This window comes from Flavobacterium succinicans LMG 10402 (genome assembly GCF_000611675.1).
GTDB classification, from domain to species: Bacteria; Bacteroidota; Bacteroidia; order Flavobacteriales; family Flavobacteriaceae; genus Flavobacterium; species Flavobacterium succinicans.
Window position 1 is genome coordinate 62,595 of record NZ_JATV01000011.1, and the last position, 20,281, is coordinate 82,875.

The window sequence follows — 20,281 nt, forward strand, 5'->3', positions numbered from 1 at the left end:
GCAAATTAACTGATTTTGTAGGATGAAAAAAAATCTATCAAGTTTTTAACGTCAATTTTGCACTTGTATTGTAATTCTTGTAAGGTGCCCTGTTCAATAAATTCATCTGGTATACCTAGTATTTTTATTGTTTTTGAATAATTATTCTTGGCTGCAAATTCTGCGATAGCACTGCCAAATCCACCAGTTATTACACCATCCTCGATGGTAAAAAGGGTTTCAAAATTTTTAAAAATAGCATGTAGAAGTTTTTCATCTAAAGGTTTTACAAAACCAAAATCATAATGAGCAAACTCAGTTTTGTTTTCCAATTGGTCTAATGCTTTTATCACATTAGTCCCGATGGTGCCAGTAGAAAGAATGGCAATTTTAGTGCCTTCTTTCAAACAATTGCCCTTTCCGAAAGGAGTTTTTTTGTAGGGAGATTTCCAATCAACAAATTCACCTCTACCTCTAGGATAGCGAATAGCTATGGGTTGGTCGATGCCTAATTGTACAGTATATAATATATTTTGTAACTCTATTTCGTTCAGCGGAGCATAGATTGCTAGATTTGGTATGCATCTCAAATAGGCTAAGTCAAATACACCATGATGGGTAGCTCCGTCTTCACCAACCAATCCTGCTCTATCCAAACAAAAAATAACGGGTAAATTTTGTAAAGCCACATCATGAATCACTTGATCGTAAGCTCTTTGCAAGAAAGTGGAATAGATATTACAATACACAATCATTCCTTGAGTTGCCATTCCAGCGGCTAAGGTTACCGCGTGCTGTTCAGCAATACCCACATCAAAAGCGCGTTCTGGGAGCTCATCCATCATAAATTTCAGTGAACTACCAGAAGGCATTGCGGGTGTTATTCCTATGATTTTTTCATTCTTTTTGGCTAAATCCAACAGTGTTAAACCAAAAACATCTTGGTATTTTGGAGGCAAGTTGGCTTCTGATTTCGGGAGTAAATCTCCAGTTGCAGCGTCAAATTTCCCAGGCGCATGGTATTGTACCTGATTTTCTTCGGCTTGTTGTAGTCCTTTACCTTTGGTAGTAATAACATGCAGAAATTTTGGTCCTTTTATTTTTTTTAAACGTGTTAGTTCTTTGACAACGGCGTGTATGTCGTGGCCATCTATAGGACCAGAATAATCAAAGTTTAGGGACTTAATCATATTGTTTTGCCGATGATTTTTTCCTTCTTTAACTGCGGTCAAATACTGTTTTAGAGCGCCTACGCTTGGGTCGATTCCGATAGCGTTGTCGTTCAAAATGACTAATAAATTAGCATCGGTTACTCCCGCATGATTGAGTCCTTCAAAAGCCATTCCTGAGGCAATTGAGGCATCGCCAATTACTGCAATATGTTGTTTTTCGAAATCTCCTTTTAAGTTAGAAGCAATCGCCATTCCCAATGCTGCAGAAATAGAGGTCGATGAGTGACCTACGCCAAAGGCATCATAAATACTCTCACTTCTTTTTGGAAATCCAGAAATACCATTCAATTGGCGGTTCGTATGAAAACGATTTTTTCTTTCGGTTAAAATTTTATGACCGTACGCTTGATGTCCTACATCCCAAATCAATAAATCATTGGGCGTATCAAACACATAATGCAAAGCAATGGTCAATTCAACCACACCGAGACTAGCGCCAAGATGCCCTTCTTTTACGGCCACAATTGCAATGATATAATCCCGTAATTCTTGTGCTAGCTGAGGTAATTGCGCTTCATTGAGTAAGCGTAAATCGATGGGGAAATTTATGTTTGAAAGTAAATTATCTGACATAAAGCAAAGGTACAATTTGAAATTGTATTTTTACATTCTATAAAAAAGTTGTTTTACAAAGAAATTAATTTGCGAATTTGCTGTCTAGACTATGATACAACCTTTCACCGACGAATATTTTATGAAAAAAGCTTTGCAAGAAGCTGAAATGGCTTTTGAAAAAGGCGAAATTCCTGTGGGAGCCGTTATTGTAGTGGCTGACAAAGTCATTGCCCGAACGCACAACTTGACTGAACTACTCAACGATGTAACGGCTCATGCAGAGATGCAAGCCATAACCGCTGCGGCCAATTTTTTGGGCGGAAAATATTTAAAAGATTGTACTTTGTATGTGACTTTAGAGCCTTGCCAAATGTGTGCTGGGGCTTTGTATTGGAGTCAAATCTCTAAAATTGTTTTTGGGGCTAGTGATACGCACCGTGGGTATGAAAAAATGGGCACTCAATTGCATCCCAAAACTACTGTGGTTCGTGGTGTTTTGGCAGATGAAGCGGCGGATTTAATGAAACGGTTTTTTGCGGAGAAAAGAAAATAAATTTATAAATAAATCCTTCTTTTTCTTACTATATTTACTTAATTGCTATTTAAACAAAAAAGCAATAGGTAAATTTTAAATCTCAACTTTATGATGGACACTAAAATTAAAACAGCTATTGTTATTGGTATTTCTATTGTGATTACAGCCTTTATATTAGGAGAATCATTTAAAAATAGAAATGAAAATTTAGATTCAATTTCAGTAATTGGTCTTGGAGCTAAAGATTTTGTTTCAGACGAAATTTTATGGTCTGGAAGTTTTACAGCAAGTAGCTCAGATATTAAAACAGCCTATAATAAAATCATTTCGGATCAAAAAATAGTAGCTGATTTTTTTATAACAAAAGGATTTAAATCGAAGGAGTTTTCGTTTGGAGCGGTAAATTTTCAAAAGAAGTTTAGAGAAGTGAAAATTCAAAATACAAATAGCGAATACATTAATACTGAACAAGTTTTTGATGGTTATGAAGCCGCTCAAAGTATTACTTTTTTAGCTAAAAAGAATCCTGATTTAATGAAACGTATCGAAGATGTTTCTAGCAAAACTTCCGAATTGATTAATTCAGGGATAGAACTTACTTCAAATTCTATTCAATATACATATTCCAATTTGCCAAGTTTAAAACAGAGTTTAATTGAAAAAGCCACTAAGGATGCTAATGAACGGGCCATCAAAATTGTAAAAACAGCTGAAGGTAGTTTAGGCAAATTAAAGAGTGCAAGTATGGGGGTTTTTCAAATTACGGGTCAGGGCTCAACAGCCGAAGATAGTTATGGCGGCAACAATGATACTTTTAGTAAAAATAAAACTGCTCGAATTACAGTGAGGCTAGAATATGTTTTGAACTAATCACGGCCACGTTTTTAGATACAAAAAAACCGTCTCGTTAATGAAAAAGAGACGGTTTTGTTTGTTTTAGTCTGTAATAACATTTCCTTTTTTGTCGTAGAAATGATATTCTAAATACGTGTAAGCGTCACGTGGTATAATTTTCACCCATTTTTTGTGTTCAAAAAACCATTTTGAACGCAATGATGGAAAACCTTTGCTGAGGTAAGCAGCCACAAACGGATGTACATTAAGTACTACTTTTTTGTGGGTTTTTAGGAGTCGTTCTAAATCGGAAGTGATTTTGTCAATGATTAAAATTGGCGCTTCAATTTCGCCATGTTCATTATTGGGATCTTCTTCACGAGTTTTGATGTTGACTTCTGGTCTTACTCTTTGTCTAGTGATTTGAACGAGTCCAAATTTACTAGGAGGTAAGATCTTGTGTTTGGCTTTATCATCGCTCATCTCTTCTCTTAGGAAGTCGAATAAAACTTTGCGATTTTCGGGATTGGCCATATCGATAAAATCAACTACTATGATTCCGCCCATATCTCTCAAACGCAATTGTCTTGCGATTTCGGCGGCGGCGATCATATTAACCTCCATGGCTGTATCTTCTTGGTTGGTGGCTTTGTTGGATCGGTTACCGCTGTTGACGTCTATTACGTGCAGTGCTTCGGTATGTTCAATGATCAAATAAGCTCCTTTACTCATGGAAACGGTTTTTCCGAAGGAAGTTTTGATTTGTCTCTCAATGTTGTATTTCTCGAAAATAGGTGTGTCTTTCGATTGATAAAATTTTACGATGGATTGTTTGGATGGTGCAATTTCTTGCAAGTAATCCTTTGTTTGTTGGTACAACTCTTCGTCATCTATTTGAATACCACTAAAGGTATCATTAAACACGTCGCGAAGTATAGAAGATGCTCTGTTGAGCTCGCCTAATACTTTTGACGGATGATGAGCAGTTGGTAATTTCTTACACATTGCAGTCCATCTGCTAAGCAGGTTCTGCAAATCTTTTTCTAATTCGGCTGTATTTTTGCCTTCGGCTACTGTGCGAACAATGACGCCAAAGCCTTTTGGTTTGATGGATTGTACTAGTTTTTTGAGGCGATCTTTTTCTTTTTTGTTTTCTATTTTTTGAGAAATAGACACGCGATCCGAAAAAGGAACCAAAACGATAAATCTTCCTGCCAAGGATAGTTCTGCACTAATTCTTGGTCCTTTGGTTGATATCGGTTCTTTTACTACTTGTACTAAAACAGATTGATTGGCATTCAAAACATCAGTAATGGTGCCGTCTTTATCAATCTCTTTTTCAAACTGAAAGTTTTTTAGGGAGAAATCTTTTATTTTACCTGCGCTTACAAGTTTTATGAATTTCAGTTGGGAAGCAAGATTTGGACCTAGGTCGTGATAATGTAAAAAGGCATCTTTTTCGTAGCCAACATTTACAAAAGCAGCATTCAGTCCTGCAACAGGTTTTCTAATTTTGGCAATAAAAATATCGCCCACTTGAAAATTGCTGGTTTCTTGTTCTTTGTGTAATTCAATTAGTTTTCCATCTTTTAATAAGGCAAAATCTACGGCATCAGAACTAGAACGAATAATTAATTCTTTATTCACGCTGTACATTTTTATCCAGACTTTTTGGCTTTTGGCTTTTGGCTTTTTAGCTTTTAGCAAATATGAAATGCTAAGAGCTATAAGCTAATAGCTAATGGCTAATTGTAAGGATGGATTAAACAATATTTAACAGGTTTGACCCGGATGAAGTTTCAGTCGGCAGTATTCAGGGAGCAGTATGCAGTTTAAGCTGCCATCTGAAGTCTGAAATCTAATGTCTGAAATTCAAATTTCAATGAACTTTTAAAAAGAAAAAAGTAGTTTAAAACTACTTTTTCTTTTTATGACGGTTAGCTCTCGCTCTTTTTTTACGTTTGTGCGTTGCTACCTTATGTCTCTTTCTTTTTTTACCACTTGGCATATTCTGAAATTTTTATGATTAATTAATTGACTATTTTGCTTCGTTGTTTGTTTTTACACCTTCTACGAACACTTTTGCTGGTTTAAAAGCAGGAATGTTGTGCGCTGGAATTTTGATGGTGGTGTTTTTGGAAATATTTCTTCCTGTTTTCTCTGCTCTAGTTTTTACGATAAAGCTTCCAAAACCTCTTAGATACACATTGTCTCCAGTTTCTAATGAAGTTTTAACTTCATTCATAAACGTTTCAACTGTCGCTTGAACATCTCCTTTTTCAAGACCTAGTTTTTCTGAAATCTTCGCTACGATATCTGCTTTCGTCATTTTCTTTCCTTATTTAATATGTTGTACTGTTTTTTTTTGAGGATGCAAATATATGAATTTAAAAAACAATAAATCAACCTAATTCGTTAAAATTTAATTACATAAACTTTTACTTTTGCTTACAAATTTTTTACAATGACTTTTTCTAATGTTCTTATTCAGTGGTATTTACAAAATAAACGCGATTTGCCTTGGCGAAATACCTCTGATCCATACCCAATTTGGCTCTCAGAAATAATACTTCAACAGACTCGTGTAGCGCAAGGAATGCCATATTTTTACTCTTTTTTTAATCAATTTCCTACAGTTAAACATTTGGCGCAGGCCGATGAACAACAAGTGCTTAAACTTTGGCAGGGCTTAGGGTATTATTCAAGAGCTAGAAATTTGCACCAAGCCGCGAAACATATTACTGAGGAGCTACAAGGAGTATTCCCAAATTCGTATAAAGGACTATTGGAATTAAAAGGTGTGGGTGAATATACCGCAGCGGCAATTGCTTCTTTTGCTTACAATGAAGCTGTGCCTGTAGTCGATGGAAACGTGTTTCGTGTTTTGTCTCGGTATTTTGGGATTGATTCTGATATCAGTCTCGGTAAAACCAAAAAAGAATTTACCGCTTTGGCTGCTGAGTTACTGCCTAAAGACCAACCCGCACTTTTTAATCAAGCCATAATGGAGTTTGGTGCGCTGCAATGTGTGCCGAAAAGTCCAACATGTAGCGAGTGTGTTTTTAATAGTAGTTGTGTCGCCTTGCAGAAAGGGTTGATTGGCACTTTACCATTTAAATCCAAAAAATTAAAAGTTACGTATCGTTACTTTAATTATATAGTACTCAACGATAGTAGTGGGAAAACGAAACTGCAACAGCGTACAGACAAAGGAATTTGGTTTAATTTATACGAGTTCCCTTTGATCGAAACCCAACAAGTAGAAGGTTTCGAAACCATTGCTCCCTTAATTCAGGCCGACGCTTCTTTTGGGAATTCTGTGGTTAGTATTGAAGAGATAAATCCTATAAGTATCGTGCATAAATTATCGCATCAGCATTTGTATATTAAGTTTTGGAAAGTAAGGCTTTCTGATACTTTGGTCGATGGAGTAGGTGCAGAGCAGTTAAAAGCCTTTCCCTTTCCTATAGTGATCCATAACTTTATTGGAGAGGAGGTTTTAAAATAACTTTAAAAAATAATGTATCTTTGATTGAAATACCACTAAAACTATGAGCGGAACATTAAACAAAGTGATGTTGATAGGACATCTAGGAGACGACATTAAAATGCATTATTTTGAAGGGGGCAATTGTATCGGGCGCTTTCAATTGGCTACTAACGAAGTCTATATTAATAAAACGACCAACGAGAAAATCACGTCAACCGAATGGCATAACTTGGTAGTGCGCAACAAAGCTGCAGAAATCTGCGAAAAATACCTTTCCAAAGGCGATAAGATTTATGTAGAAGGCCGTATCAAATCACGCCAATGGCAAGCCGAAGATGGCACGACCAAATCCACTACCGAAATTCAAGTCACCGAATTTACATTTTTGACGACCAAAAAGGATCCGAATAACAAAACGAATCCCGTTCCAGAATCCCCAAAAAATACTAACTTTGACCCCTCAAACGGCAGTTTGCCCATAAACGATTTACCGTTTTAAGCAAAGTTGCAAGGTAAGTGAAAATGAAAAATAGAATCAGTATACTTTTAGGAGTAAGCATTATAGTGTTGAGCGTTGTAGGTTGTAAAAACGAGGTATTACCCAAGCCAGCGGGCTATTTGCGCTTAGATTATCCCGAGGCCACCTACGCCCAAGTGCAAAACACATGTCCTTTTTCGTTCGAAATGAACGAGGCAGCCGTAGTTGCTGGCCAATCCGGTTGTGGTTTCACCATTACCTACCCGAAAATGAAAGCGACTATTTATTTGACCTACAAACCGGTTCGGAACAACGTAAAAGAGTTATTGCGCGATGCACAAAAGCTAACCTATGAACACGTCATCAAAGCCGATGATATCTTGGAGCAGCCTTTTATCAATCCAGAAAAAAAGGTGTATGGCATGTTTTATCAAGTCGATGGCAATGCAGCAACGAACTCGCAATTTTATGCCACCGATAGCACCAAGCATTTCGTGACGGGATCGATCTATTTTTACGCCAAGCCCAATTTTGATTCTGTGATGCCCGCCGCAAGTTATGTTCGTGACGATATGAAACGTTTGTTAGAAACCCTAAAGTGGAAGTAGTTTTTTAGGAGCAGCACTATTGTTTTTTTAAGAACGACTCCTCCTGCTGTCCGTTCTATCTTTCCCGCCGAACCCCGGCGGCAAAGGATGCCACTCCCATCAGGGCTAAAAACAACTTTTTGTTTTTCATAAGAAAGAATTTAAAATACAAAAAAAGCATTCGTTTATGGCGAATGCTTTTTTTATGAGGTATAATGTAAACTATGACTTGGTGTTTACTACCTTGTATGTTTTGCCATCGGCAACACCTTCTATTATTTTAGTTAACGTCTCTGGATTTTGAACCGTCTTGTCAAAAGAGATAGTGGCTAACTTTTTGTCAAAATCTACTGTTGCTTTTTCTACACCTTCTGATTCAGCTAATTTTTTCTCGATCGTTTTAGCACAACCCATCGCACAAGTCATTCCTTCAATGGCCATGTTTGCGGTTTGTAGGTTAGCTGCTTCGATTGGTTTTTTCTCTTTTGGTGCTTCGACTACAGTAGCTTCGGGTTGGGATACTTTAGTTTCGTTTTTACAACCTACCATGAAAATACTGGCAATGGCAAGTGCGGCAAATGTTTTGTTGATATGCATTGTTGTTGATTTGAAGTTGTTTTTATAAAATGGATTGGCACAAAATTAATCAAAAAAGGTACCGAAGGTTCAAAAAAAATGTTTCATTTTTGGTTTAAAATTCAGACTATGGTTTCTAAACAATTCAAATGGGGTTTCTTGTTTTTGTTAGCGCTCATTTGGGGCAGTTCGTTTATCTTGATCAAAAAGGGATTGGTCGGCTTAACGGCTTTTCAGTTAGGGTCGTTGCGTATCATTTTTGCTGCGCTGTTTTTGTTGTTGATTGGTTTTAGAAGTTTGGTTAAAATACCCCACCATCAATGGAAGTATATTGCTTTGACTTCTTTGTTTGGGACCTTCATTCCAGCGTATTTGTTTGCTATTGCACAAACGCAAATAGATAGTTCTATAAGTTCTATTCTGAATTCCTTAACACCTTTGAATACTTTGTTGATTGGAGCACTTTTCTTTGGGTTGGATTTTAGACGTAATCAAATTTTTGGAGTCTTGATTGGTTTAGTAGGTAGTGCTTTGTTGATTTGGAATGGTGCGGTGCATCATCCTAATCAAAACTATTATTACGCTTTCTTAGTATTGATTGCTTCGATTTGCTATGCTACAAATGTCAATTTGATTAAAAAATATTTATCGGATTTGCCTCCGTTGAGTATTACAACGGGTAATTTTTTGGTTTTGCTTTTTCCAGCGTTGGCTGTATTATATAGTACTGATTTTTTCGCTATGACTTATGGGGCGGAAGTTCAAGAATCGGTTTTGTATATTTTGATTTTGGGAGTTTTGGGAACTGGTATTGCTAATATTATTTTCTTTAAACTGATTCAGATTTCGTCGCCTGTTTTTGCGACTTCGGTTACGTATTTGATTCCAGTGGTAGCTTTCTTTTGGGGAATGTTAGACCAAGAGTTATTAACACCTGTGCAGCTTTTTGGAGCTTTTATCGTTTTGGTTGGGGTGTATTTGTCGGCTAGAAAATAGGTGTTGTTTAAGTGGGTTTGCGTGAGGGATAGAAGCTAGTTACCAAAGTAACGCGTATAGCCCGACCGCAGTTGCCAAAAGAGGCGTATAGCACGCTAGTCATATGCCTCTTTTGGTAAATGGGGTCACGCCAAAAATAGTATAAACGAAAAAAGACTGCTGATGAAAGCAGTCTTTTTGATATATAAGATATTGTGATTATTGAAAATCGACATCAGTTACGCCTTCGTTGATTTGTATTGAAGAGGTAGTAAGTTGAAGCTCTATGCCAATGTTCATTATTGTTGTATGTGGAAATTTTATGCCTTTGACTTCTTTATAATCATTGAAGTAGGTGGTTTGAGTTCCTCTTTCCGAAGTTTTACTTTCTGCGATTTTGAAGAAGTTTAGAGTGTCATAATAAAGTGTAGATTGGCCGTCTTTGATAGCGTAAGCATCTGTACCGTTTATGGATTCTATTCCTGCTAATTTGATGCTGACTTTGTCAAGTAAAGGTAATTCGTCAAAAGGATTCATGTCGGCTTTCTTTTCTTTAAACTCTTCGATGGAGAGGTCTTTGCGTTGGCCTTGTTGAATCGCGTATCCTGATTTGTCTCCTAAGACTCTTTTCATCATGGTCACTCCTCCAGCTTTCATTTCTACACTCAATTTTTTGTCTGAGGTTATTTTTGAAGTCATCTCAACAGTTGTGCCTTGAACTGACCCAGAGGCAACAGTAACGATTGATTTTACCTTTTTTAAAGCTTCTTTTCCACCAATCGCTTTAATGTAGTTTTCTAAAACGTTTTTGGAAGTAACTCCTGCTGGAATTTCTTTTTTGGTGACTGGCTTTTCAATAGGAGTACCATATTTGTCAAAAAAGTACATTGGCAATTTTAGTGTTTCTAATCCAGGTGTTACTTCGCTTGCTTTGCCAACAACGACAATGCGGTTGTTGTCTATAAGGAAGTATTTATTGGCTACACGAAGAATGTCGTCTGCGGTTACCGCGTTGATCGTTTGGATGTATTTTTCATAAAAATCGGCTGGAAGTTGCTCTGTTTCGATGTTTAAGGCATAGCGCGCCACGGCTTGTGGTTTTTGAACTTGCATTACAAAACGACCAATGTATCCTGCTTTAACGTTTTTCAAGACTTCAGCATCTACTTTTTCGGTTCTGATTTTTTTGATTTCTTTGATGAATTCTACTACGGCACTGTCAGTAACCGCATTACGAACAGCTGAAGTGGCTACAAATTTGGTAACATATTTTCCGGTTCCAATTTCTGAACGTGCGCCGTAAGTCCAAGCATGTTTTTCTCTTAAATTCATGTTCAAATACGAATTGAAATCGCCTCCTAAAATTTGATTCGCAATTACTGCTGGAAAAAAATCAGGGTCGTTCATTTTTAAAGTCACCGTATTGACCAACGAAATTACAGATTGCACGGCATTAGGAACGTCGATCAAGTTAATTTGTAGTTGATTAACATTGGGGTTGGCTGTGTACTCGGTTTTGGTGATGGTTTTTTTCTCCCAAGCACCAAATAGTTTTTCGACTGTAGCTTTGGTTTCCTTGAATTTGATGTCGCCTATGATTACCAAATACGCATTTTCTGGCACAAAGTACGTTGCGTAATTGCTTTGAACATCAGCAAGGGTTACGTTTTTCAATGTTTCTTCGGTTACGAATTCTCCAGTGGGATGATTTTTTCCAAAGGCCAATACATCGACAACGCGACCAGAAATGGCTTCGGCACTTTTTTCATTGGCTTTCAATCCTTCGATGATTTTGGCTTTGTCTTTATCAAATTCTTCTTGGGTGAATTTTGGATATAACGCGCCTTCGGCTAGCAATTCTAAGACACGTCCAGCATATTTTGATAGTGCGCTTGCAGAGGCCCCTTGAGAAGAAAAATTAATATTGGCGCCTAAGAAATCAATTTCTTCGTTAAAGGCATCTTTGGTTGTTTTTTGACTACCATTACCCAGTAAGCTGCTGGTTAGATCGTCTACACCTTTTTTAGCGCCTTCAGTAAAAGGAGGGTTGTCAAGTGTTAAGGTGAAAGATACTCTTGGGAGTTTATGGTTTTCCACAATCATTACTTTAAGTCCGTTTTTGAGGACAAAACTTTGTGGTTTTTTAATTTGAACTATTGGAGCGGCTCCAGGAGTGGGTTGAGGTCTATTTTGCGCTTGCATTATTCCGGTGACAAAAAATAGGGTTAAGAGAATACTTATGTTTTTCATAGTGATTGGTCTGATTATTTGGTTTTTTCGGCAGCTGGTACGTAATCTAAAACTAAACGTTGATTGGTATTCAAATACTTTTTGGCAACGTCTCTTATTTCTTCTCTGGTAATGGAGTGAATCATTTCGATTTCGGTATTGATTAGGTTGATGTCGCCATACAACATATAATAACTGGCAAGGTTTTCGGCGATTCCTTCGATTGAAGCATTTGAGCTTACAAAATTATTGTCGAATTTATTTTGCAGTTTTTGATAGTCTTTTTCAGAGATAAGTTCGGTTTGTAATTTTGTAATTTCTTCGTCAATTTCTCTTAAAATATCGGTTGCGGTGTTGCTTCCCATGGGTAAACCGTACAAAATATACATGCCGTAATCTTCTTGACTGTTGCTAAATGCGCCAACTTGTAGAGCGATCTTTTTGTCGTCAACAATTTTTTTATACAATTTCGAGCTTTTACCATCGCTTAAATAAGAAGAGATAAGATCTAAAACACGTGCATCTCTTGTTTTCATGGACGGGGTTCTGTAAGCGGCAACAATCGCTGGAATTTGAATGTTGCTGTCTTCAAATCTTGCTTTTATAGTTTCGGTTATAGGCTCTTCGATGAATTGTTCTCTTTTGATTGGAGCTCCTTTTGGGATAGCACCGAAATATTGTTGAATCCATTTTTTGGCTTGGTCTTTTTTGAAATCACCAGCTACAACCAAAACAGCATTATTAGGAATGTAGAATTTTTTGTTGAAGGCTTGGAATTCTTCTAAAGTGGCCGCATCTAAATGTTCCATAGAACCAATTGTTGCCCAACGGTAAGGGTGTTTTTTGAATAGGTTTTCTTTTACTACCGCTTGGAATCGGCCATAAGGTTGGTTGTCCATTCGGGTTCTTTTTTCCTCTTTTACAACTTCGTTTTGCGTGTCCACGCCAATTTTGTTGATTACTGGGTGCAATAATCTTTCGGATTCCATCCAAAGGGCTAATTCTAGGTTGTTAGAAGGAAAAACTTCGTAATAATAGGTTCTGTCGTCTGATGTATTGGCGTTGTTTACACCTCCGTTAGCCGTTACAATCTTGAACCATTCTCCACGTTTGATGTTTTCAGTTCCTTCAAATAACAAATGTTCGAAGAAGTGAGCAAAACCAGTACGATCTGGTTTTTCGTCTTTTGATCCAACATGATACATTACCGATGTAATTGCTACTGGAGCAGACGGATCATGATGCAAAATGACATGCATACCATTATCTAAGTCGTATTCTTCAAAAGCTACTTTTTGTGCCGAGGCTACGCCGCCAAGCATCAATGCGCTACTCAATGCCATTATTGTTTTTTTCATAAGGTTACGTAATAGTTTAATTTTTCTATTGGTGGGTTTTGAATTGTAATTGTTACATCAAATGTAGTTTTTTTAATCATTTCTTGTAAAAAATATCTTGTTTTTAGCTTATTTTAACATCTGTTGTATTTGTGTAAAAGTCTTGTTTGTCAGGCTTTAGGGTTGGTTTGATTTTTTTTTTATGTTTAAATTGCAGGAATGATTTTTAGTTGTATATTTGCAACCTTAAAAATCAATAAATCAATTTGGTATGTATGCAATCGTAGAGATAGCAGGGCAACAATTCAAAGTAAGCAAAGACTTAAAGGTTTATGTTCACCGTTTGGCTAATGAAGAAGGTTCAAAAGTTTCTTTTGACAAAGTTCTTTTATTAGACGATAATGGAAATGTAACTTTAGGCGCCCCAGCTATAGAAGGTGCTTCTGTAGAAGCTAAAGTGTTACAACACTTAAAAGGAGATAAAGTTATCGTTTTCAAAAAGAAAAGAAGAAAAGGATACAAAAAGAGAAATGGTCACAGACAATATCTTACTCAAATTGTAATTGAAGGTATTACTGCAGGTGGAACAGCTAAAAAAGCAGCTCCAAAAAAAGCAGCTGTTGAAGCTACAACTGAAGAAGCGCCAGCTCCTAAAGTAAAAAAAGCTCCAAAAGCTAAAAAAGAAGATACAAAAGAATAATAACAATATTAAAACCAATACGTCATGGCTCACAAGAAAGGTGTCGGTAGTTCTAAGAATGGTAGAGAATCAGAATCAAAACGTTTAGGCGTTAAGATTTTTGGTGGTCAAGCTGCTATTGCTGGGAACATCATCGTAAGACAAAGAGGTTCTAAACACAATCCAGGTGAAAATGTTTACATCAGTAAAGATCACACATTACACGCAAGAGTAGCTGGAGTTGTGAAGTTCCAAAAGAAAAAAGACAACAAATCATACGTTTCTATTCTTCCATTCGAAGCATAGTTAACATAAGAATGTTATCAAAAAAAACCTATCCATTCGGATAGGTTTTTTTTGTTGTGACAAAATGCAATATATACCGTCTTGCTATTTTGTAGTTTTGATAGCTTATCTCTAGACTATCATAAAATATAGTATTTCCACTTTTTTCATCTTTAACGAAAGTCAATGGGAACTTTTTGCTTGTAAGATTTTAGAGTAGTAGTTTGATAGGTTCTGTTAAGAAGGATTGAATAAAAGACCAATACTAAAAAACAATCGGAAGTTATTATTTTTTGCATAGGAAGCGTCAAATGTTATGGGCCCAAGAAAGGTGTTGTATGAGATCGTGGCTCCACTTGAGTATATGAGACCTGTTTGCTCCCTGTTCTGCCAATTTGCTTGATGGGTTAGAAAGTTGTTTTTGAATTCTTTAAAATCTCTAAACCCGACAATTGCTACATCCAAATGGGGTGTTAAGTATAATTTTGGTGCTAAATTGGTTTGTAAACTCAAATTAGCTTTTACGAATTGACTTAAATTAAGTTCATTTTCTTGCAAGCCAGCAAATGTTACACTGTTTTTTAAAGTGTTAGGCGAATATCCTCCTAAGAAAAATTTAGAACTATACCCAAACTCCGAAGATGATTCTTGTTTTTTTGAATCCTCAAACATGAATCCTGCACTTCCTTCCATGACTATTACATTTTTTTCATTCAATGGAACTCTGTTTTCATAGGTAACCATGAATTTTGTGAATGATTTTAATTGGCCACTATAATTTTCAAGATTTTTTTCGGCAAAATTAATATCAGCATCTAGATGAAGCGTGCGAGATAATTCTACATAAAGTTTGTTTCCTGTGGAGGCAAAATGTAACTTGTTAAGATTGTTCATGGAGTAATGGACATTCATTTCTATGAGATTCAAATAATAGCTACTTAATGTGAAAACGGTATTAAATCCCGGATCAGTTTTTGGGCGTAAATGGGTAAATTTGTAGTTGAGCCCAAAGCCAAAATAGCTTTTTAATGAATTAATGTTACGGTTGAAGTCATTGCAAAGTTCTACCTGATTGAATTGTAGGTTATCAGCAACTTTATTGCCAATATACACACTTTGAGTCAAGCGGTGCGCATAGGCTTCTGAGCGCCACCACCAATTTTTTTCTTTTCCAATAATTTTTTGATATTGCGCTCTAATTCGGGGTTGTTGAGCAATATCAGCGGTGATTAAAAACCGTGACGATGTTCCAAAGATGTTTCGTCCGGTATAATTCATGACGGCTCCAAATCCTCTAAATGTGTCAAAATGTATCGAAGCCTTGATTTGATTTTTATAAAATTCAGAGGCGTTCATTTCTAAAACACTTGTACTGTCTTTTGAGTATGTATTGTAAGTAATGTTGTTAAATAAGTTAGTTCCTATTGCTTTTTTTATACCATTGGCTATGTCATTGATGGTGTACTTTTCGCCTGATTTCAGGGCAGCTCGCTTTTGTACTAAGGGTATGTTTTCAGTGCTGAAATTATTAAAAATAAGGCTGTCTAATTGGAATGTGTCTTCTGTTTTTGGGAGAGATTTTTTTTGTGTAGGATAAGCTTCGAGTTTTTTAGCAAGCGCTATTAAGGCAGGTAAATTTTGATGAGTAGCAACTTTTCCTTCCTCATAAATGGTGTTGCTTGCGCCGAAATCAGCAGTAGAATAGGTTAGATTTGGATAATGACTTAAAAGAATGTCACATAATTTTTTGTTGCTTTCGTTTTTAAGATTACTAATCAACATGGTGGATTGAAAAATAAGTGTAGATAAATTTTCCAATTGTTCTTTGGTAACTTTATCGTCGCCTACATCGCTTCCAATGATGAAATCGGCACCCATGCTTTTAGCAACGTCTGTTGGAAAATTATTGAGTAGTCCGCCGTCAACTAATAGGGTGTTTTTGTAGGGAACTGGCTTAAAAACGCCTGGTATTGACATACTAGCTCGCATGGCGATGCCTATGGATCCTTGGTCTAAAACCATGAGCTTTCCGTTAATAATATCTGTCGCTATGGCTCTGTAAGGAATTGGAAGCTTGTCAAAATGATCAATTTTGAAGGCAGGATACGTTACTATAGATAGAAATTCTCTAAGATTTTGATCATTGATAAAAGAGGATTTTAAAATAGGTCTGTAGTTTTTAACATCAATATCGATGAGGTATTTATTGAATTCTCCCATCTCTTCAACACTTACATTGTTAAGTGATATGGTGCCACCAAGTAATTCGTCCCATTTGGTGCTTTTAGCTATTTTGGCGATGCTGTCTCCTGAATACCCCATGGCATATAATCCTCCAACAATACTTCCCATACTTGTTCCAATAATCAAATCAGGCACAATGTTCAAAGAATCTAGTGCTTGTAATAAGGGAATATGGGCAATGCCTTTTGCACCGCCGCCGCTAAGTACTAATGCTATTTTTGGTTTCTTGCTTTGTGCGTAAAGACCTTGGATTAGGCTGTTGTGACCTAAACAAAATAGTATCAGTATAATGCAAATTGCTTTGTTTGGAACATTAAACTTGTAATTTGGATATGAAGTATGAACCATAATTTTTGTATTTACACTTTAAGGTATAAATATACTTTGTTTGTCTTGTACTTTTTCCTTGAAGCTATAATTTTTCCTTGTTCTAGAAGCTAGATTTATTTTGTGGTATGTTTTGTCCTTGTTAGTTTGTTAAAATAATAATCAGATAGTTAAAAATGTTTTAATTATATTAAAGTTTGTGTCTTGTCATATTTTTTTAATAAAATGGACGTATTTTTAAATTTCGTAATGATTAATTAAAAAATGAAGGAATGAAGAAAGTGATACATAAAAAATTAAATGAATTACAAGCCACTGCTATATGTGGTAATGATATTAGTTCTTCTTGTTTGTATGTTTCTGCATTGACCATTATGTATGCTGGTCAATTTGCTTGGATTTCTTTATTAGTTGTTGCGGTTGTTTTGTTTTTATTTCGAAAAATATATGCCGAAGTAGTAGGAGCCATTCCTTTAAATGGTGGAGCTTATAATGTGTTATTGAATACGTCAACCAAACGCTTAGCCTCATTAGCAGCTACTTTAACGGTGCTTTCTTATATGGCTACCGCTGTAATTTCCTCTATTGAGGCGATGCATTATTTACATGGCATTTTGGATAGTATTAATGTAACCATAGCAACTTTGGTAGTCTTAATTGTTTTTACAGGACTTGCTATTATGGGGATTGGCGAATCAGCTTTTGTTGCGGTTATTATTTTCGTTATTCATTTGTTTACGTTGAGTCTTTTGGTTTTGGTTTCTATTTGGTATTTATTGATGAATGGATTGGATACTTTTCATATTAATTGGGCAATGCCACTTCAGGCGGGAGGATTTTTTACGGCTTTGTTTTTAGGGTTTTCGGCTGCAATGTTGGGGATTTCTGGGTTTGAAAGTTCTTCTAATTTTGTAGAGGAGCAAGAAGCTGGTGTGTTTAGAAAAACCTTGCGAAATATGTGGGGAATTGTAAGTTTTTTTAATCCAGTATTAGCTTTGTTGCTGATTTGTATTATTCCTTTGGCAGAAGTAGGTGAGCATAAAGAATCATTATTAGCCTATTTGGGTCATACTACAGGAGGGACTTGGTTGGCTTTTTTGATTTCTATTGATGCTGTTTTAGTCTTATGTGGTGCGGTGTTGACCTCTTTTGTTGGCGTTTCTGGTTTACTGAATCGAATGACTTTAGATCGTGTTTTGCCTAATTATTTTTTAAAACAGAATAAAAATGGTGCAAATTATCGCATCATTATTGGTTTTTTGATTTTATGTGTATCTGTTCTATTTGTGACTAAAGGACATTTAGAATCTTTGGCAGGTGTGTACACTTTTTCATTTTTAGCTGTAATGGGCTTATTTGGAATTGGGAATTTGATGTTGAAAATCAAAAGGAGAAAGCTACCTAGACCTGAAAAAGCTAGAGGTATTGCTGTGGTTTTGGCTGTTGGTTTTATAGTTGTTGCTTTTTTTGGGAATATCAAATTGAATACGAATTCCTTTTTTACTTTCATAAGTTATTTAGTACCAGCTTTACTTTTGGTTAGCATTATGCTTAATCGCTCTATGTTGATCAAAGTGAGTATTGATGCATTGGAATACTTTTATAAACCTTTGCGCAAGTTTGTAGTTTTGAGTAATCGGTATTTGAGTCAGATGCATAATAACGTAAACTCACAGACTTTTGTGTTTTTTACAAAAGGGGATGATGTTGCTATTTTAAATAAAGTAATGCAATATGTGCAAAACAATGAATCTACTAAGAAATTAAAAATCGTGAATGTAAAAAACAGCTCAGAGTCAAATGATTTGTTGATTAAAGATGTAGAAGTTTTAGATAGAGCTTATCCTGAAATTGACATTGAATTTGTTGAGATTATAGGGGTTTTTGGACCTGAAATTATTGATAAATTATCGGTTCAATGGGGAATTCCTAAAAATTTCATGTTTATTGGATCGCCTGGAGATCGTTTTTCTTATAGAGTGGCTGATTTAGGTGGGGTGAGATTGATTATGTAAAGCGATTGGTAAAAATTCATTTTTCTTTTAAAGTGTTTTTTGTTTTTTTTTGCGTGAGGGATAGCAGTGGAAATCCTTTTATGTAGCGTAGCGGAATAAAAGATTGGAACGAATAGCCCGACCCGTAGTTTTTACGGAGGGTCACGCCCAAAATAACAAACCCTCACATTTCTGCAAGGGTTTGTTAGCTATTCATTAATCACTAAGGACTAATTACTAATATCTGTAGTATTCCGGCTTAAATGGCCCTTCAACAGTTACTCCAATGTATTCTGCTTGATCAGGACGTAAAGTCTCTAATTCTACACCTAATTTGGCTAAGTGCAACATTGCAACTTTTTCATCTAAATGTTTTGGTAACATGTACACTTCATTGTTGTAAGCGGCACTGTTTTTCCATAATTCGATTTGAGCCAAAGTTTGGTTGGTGAATGAGTTACTCATTACAAAACTTGGGTGACCTGTAGCACAACCAAGGTTTACCAAACGACCTTCAGCCAAGATGATAATGTCTTTTCCAGCGATAGTATATTTGTCGACTTGAGGTTTGATTTCGATTTTTGAAGCACCGTGGTTTTTGTTCAACCAAGCCATATCAATTTCGTTATCAAAGTGTCCGATGTTACAAACGATAGTTTTGTCTTTCATTTTTTCAAAATGAGATCCTAAAACGATGTCCTTATTACCAGTAGTTGTGATGATGATGTCAGCATTTCCAACAACAGTATCTAATTTTTTAACTTCATAACCGTCCATTGCAGCTTGTAAAGCACAAATTGGATCGATTTCAGTTACCGTTACAATAGATCCAGCACCTCTAAAAGAAGCAGCTGTTCCTTTTCCTACGTCTCCGTATCCACAAACGATTACTCTTTTTCCAGCCAACATAATATCAGTTGCACGACGAACTGCATCAACTGCAGATTCTTTACAACCGTATTTGTTGTCAAATTTAGATTTAGTAACTGAGTCGTTTACGTTGATCGCTGGCATTGGTAATGTTCCCGCTTTTACTCTTTCGTATAATCTGTGAACTCCAGTAGTAGTTTCTTCAGACAATCCTTTGATTCCAGCAACCAATTCTGGGAAACGATCAATAACCATATTAGTTAAATCTCCACCGTCATCCAAAATCATGTTTAAAGGTTGTTTGTCTTCACCAAAGAATAAAGTTTGCTCGATACACCAATCAAAATCTTCTTCGTTTAGACCTTTCCAAGCATATACTTGAATTCCTGCAGCAGCAATAGCAGCAGCAGCCTGATCTTGAGTAGAGAAAATGTTACAAGAACTCCAAGTAACTTCAGCTCCAAGCGCAATCAAAGTTTCGATCAAAACCGCGGTTTGAATCGTCATGTGTAAACATCCTGCAATACGAGCGCCTTTCAAAGGTTGTTCGTCTTTGTATTCTGCACGAAGCGCCATTAAACCTGGCATTTCAGCTTCTGCTAATTCGATTTCTTTTCTTCCCCAAGCCGCTAAGGAAATGTCTTTCACTTTGTAAGCCACATAAGGCGTAGTTGCTGTACTCATTTATAGTCTTTTTGTAAATTGAAATTTTTTGCAAATTTACGTAATAACTTTATAAAAATTTCAATTTCTTTTAGAATTGTGAATTGTTTAATTCCTTAAGCGTTAGAAAATTATGTAAAGTAGTGTTCTTGTACTTCAGTGGTTCGTTTTGATGCTGGCTGCTCGTCTTTATTGATTGTTGGCTTTTCAGGATAGTATACTTTACTCTATCTGATGGTTTACAGGCTCATCATTTGTTATAATAACTCAGATTGTTTGAGTTTTCTTCGTTAAATTGAGCAAAACAGCTACAATTTTTTGGTGCTTATGCTCAAAGGCTTCATTTTTTTTAAAAATAAATTTTGTGATTTAGAAAATAATACTACTTTTGCCAAATAATCTACAAAACCGA

The 20,281-nt window shown here is 36.0% G+C and carries 17 protein-coding genes; 9 read left to right on the forward strand and 8 right to left on the reverse strand.

What is annotated here, in order from left to right:
• Positions 1–5 precede the first annotated feature (5 nt).
• Complete coding sequence (locus tag AO58_RS0111940; protein ID WP_024981928.1) at positions 6–1,784, reverse strand: 1-deoxy-D-xylulose-5-phosphate synthase; 1,779 nt, start codon at positions 1,782–1,784, stop codon at positions 6–8.
• A 91-nt stretch (positions 1,785–1,875) separates the two neighbouring features.
• Between AO58_RS0111940 and AO58_RS0111945 the strand changes: the two genes are divergently transcribed.
• Positions 1,876–2,319: a nucleoside deaminase gene (locus AO58_RS0111945; RefSeq protein WP_024981929.1), complete on the forward strand. Its 444-nt coding sequence runs from the start codon at positions 1,876–1,878 to the stop codon at positions 2,317–2,319.
• 90 nt (positions 2,320–2,409) lie between these two features.
• On the forward strand, positions 2,410–3,171 hold the full coding sequence (locus AO58_RS0111950; protein WP_081764669.1) for an SIMPL domain-containing protein: 762 nt from the start codon (positions 2,410–2,412) through the stop codon (positions 3,169–3,171).
• A 66-nt stretch (positions 3,172–3,237) separates the two neighbouring features.
• Here the strand turns inward: AO58_RS0111950 and AO58_RS0111955 are convergent, their stop codons facing one another.
• Both AO58_RS0111955 and AO58_RS0111960 read right to left on the reverse strand, forming a co-directional pair.
• A complete protein-coding gene (locus AO58_RS0111955; protein WP_024981931.1) occupies positions 3,238–4,782 on the reverse strand; it encodes an Rne/Rng family ribonuclease in 1,545 nt (514 codons plus the stop codon).
• 391 nt (positions 4,783–5,173) lie between these two features.
• Complete coding sequence (locus AO58_RS0111960; RefSeq protein ID WP_024981932.1) at positions 5,174–5,464, reverse strand: HU family DNA-binding protein; 291 nt, start codon at positions 5,462–5,464, stop codon at positions 5,174–5,176.
• 135 nt (positions 5,465–5,599) lie between these two features.
• Between AO58_RS0111960 and mutY the strand changes: the two genes are divergently transcribed.
• Genes mutY through gldD form a run of 3 tightly spaced genes read left to right on the forward strand, consistent with a single transcriptional unit; the run spans position 5,600 to position 7,711 of the window.
• Positions 5,600–6,643 carry an A/G-specific adenine glycosylase gene (gene mutY, locus AO58_RS0111965; RefSeq protein ID WP_024981933.1) on the forward strand — a complete coding sequence of 348 codons (1,044 nt, stop codon included), beginning with the start codon at positions 5,600–5,602 and terminating at the stop codon, positions 6,641–6,643.
• 43 nt (positions 6,644–6,686) lie between these two features.
• Complete coding sequence (locus AO58_RS0111970; protein ID WP_024981934.1) at positions 6,687–7,124, forward strand: single-stranded DNA-binding protein; 438 nt, start codon at positions 6,687–6,689, stop codon at positions 7,122–7,124.
• Between the two features lie 23 nt (positions 7,125–7,147).
• Positions 7,148–7,711, forward strand: coding sequence for a gliding motility lipoprotein GldD (gene gldD / locus AO58_RS0111975; protein ID WP_024981935.1), 564 nt, complete (start codon positions 7,148–7,150; stop codon positions 7,709–7,711).
• Between the two features lie 201 nt (positions 7,712–7,912).
• Here the strand turns inward: gldD and AO58_RS0111980 are convergent, their stop codons facing one another.
• Complete coding sequence (locus AO58_RS0111980) at positions 7,913–8,287, reverse strand: heavy-metal-associated domain-containing protein (RefSeq protein ID WP_024981936.1); 375 nt, start codon at positions 8,285–8,287, stop codon at positions 7,913–7,915.
• A gap of 108 nt (positions 8,288–8,395) precedes the next feature.
• Between AO58_RS0111980 and AO58_RS0111985 the strand changes: the two genes are divergently transcribed.
• Complete coding sequence (locus tag AO58_RS0111985) at positions 8,396–9,262, forward strand: DMT family transporter (protein ID WP_024981937.1); 867 nt, start codon at positions 8,396–8,398, stop codon at positions 9,260–9,262.
• A 198-nt stretch (positions 9,263–9,460) separates the two neighbouring features.
• Here the strand turns inward: AO58_RS0111985 and AO58_RS0111990 are convergent, their stop codons facing one another.
• Positions 9,461–11,491: a M16 family metallopeptidase gene (locus tag AO58_RS0111990; RefSeq protein ID WP_024981938.1), complete on the reverse strand. Its 2,031-nt coding sequence runs from the start codon at positions 11,489–11,491 to the stop codon at positions 9,461–9,463.
• Between the two features lie 14 nt (positions 11,492–11,505).
• Complete coding sequence (locus AO58_RS0111995; RefSeq protein ID WP_024981939.1) at positions 11,506–12,828, reverse strand: M16 family metallopeptidase; 1,323 nt, start codon at positions 12,826–12,828, stop codon at positions 11,506–11,508.
• Positions 12,829–13,078: 250 nt separating this feature from the next.
• On the opposite strand from AO58_RS0111995, the gene rplU reads away from it, so the two are divergent.
• Together rplU and rpmA are read left to right on the forward strand one after the other, a co-directional pair.
• The gene (rplU, locus tag AO58_RS0112005; RefSeq protein WP_024981940.1) at positions 13,079–13,507 is read left to right on the forward strand and encodes a 50S ribosomal protein L21; all 429 of its coding nucleotides are present in this window, start codon (positions 13,079–13,081) and stop codon (positions 13,505–13,507) included.
• A gap of 24 nt (positions 13,508–13,531) precedes the next feature.
• Entirely contained in the window at positions 13,532–13,792 is a 261-nt protein-coding gene (gene rpmA / locus AO58_RS0112010) for a 50S ribosomal protein L27 (RefSeq protein WP_017497241.1), read from the forward strand.
• Between the two features lie 216 nt (positions 13,793–14,008).
• On the opposite strand, the gene AO58_RS0112015 is transcribed toward rpmA, so the two are convergent.
• Positions 14,009–16,363, reverse strand: a complete 2,355-nt coding sequence (locus AO58_RS0112015) for a patatin-like phospholipase family protein (protein ID WP_024981941.1) — start codon at positions 16,361–16,363, stop codon at positions 14,009–14,011.
• 251 nt (positions 16,364–16,614) lie between these two features.
• Between AO58_RS0112015 and AO58_RS0112020 the strand changes: the two genes are divergently transcribed.
• Positions 16,615–18,357 (forward strand): APC family permease, encoded by a 1,743-nt coding sequence (locus AO58_RS0112020; protein ID WP_024981942.1) that lies wholly within the window; start codon positions 16,615–16,617, stop codon positions 18,355–18,357.
• A 216-nt stretch (positions 18,358–18,573) separates the two neighbouring features.
• On the opposite strand, the gene ahcY is transcribed toward AO58_RS0112020, so the two are convergent.
• Positions 18,574–19,890: an adenosylhomocysteinase gene (gene ahcY, locus AO58_RS0112025; RefSeq protein WP_024981943.1), complete on the reverse strand. Its 1,317-nt coding sequence runs from the start codon at positions 19,888–19,890 to the stop codon at positions 18,574–18,576.
• Between the last annotated feature and the right edge of the window lie 391 nt (positions 19,891–20,281).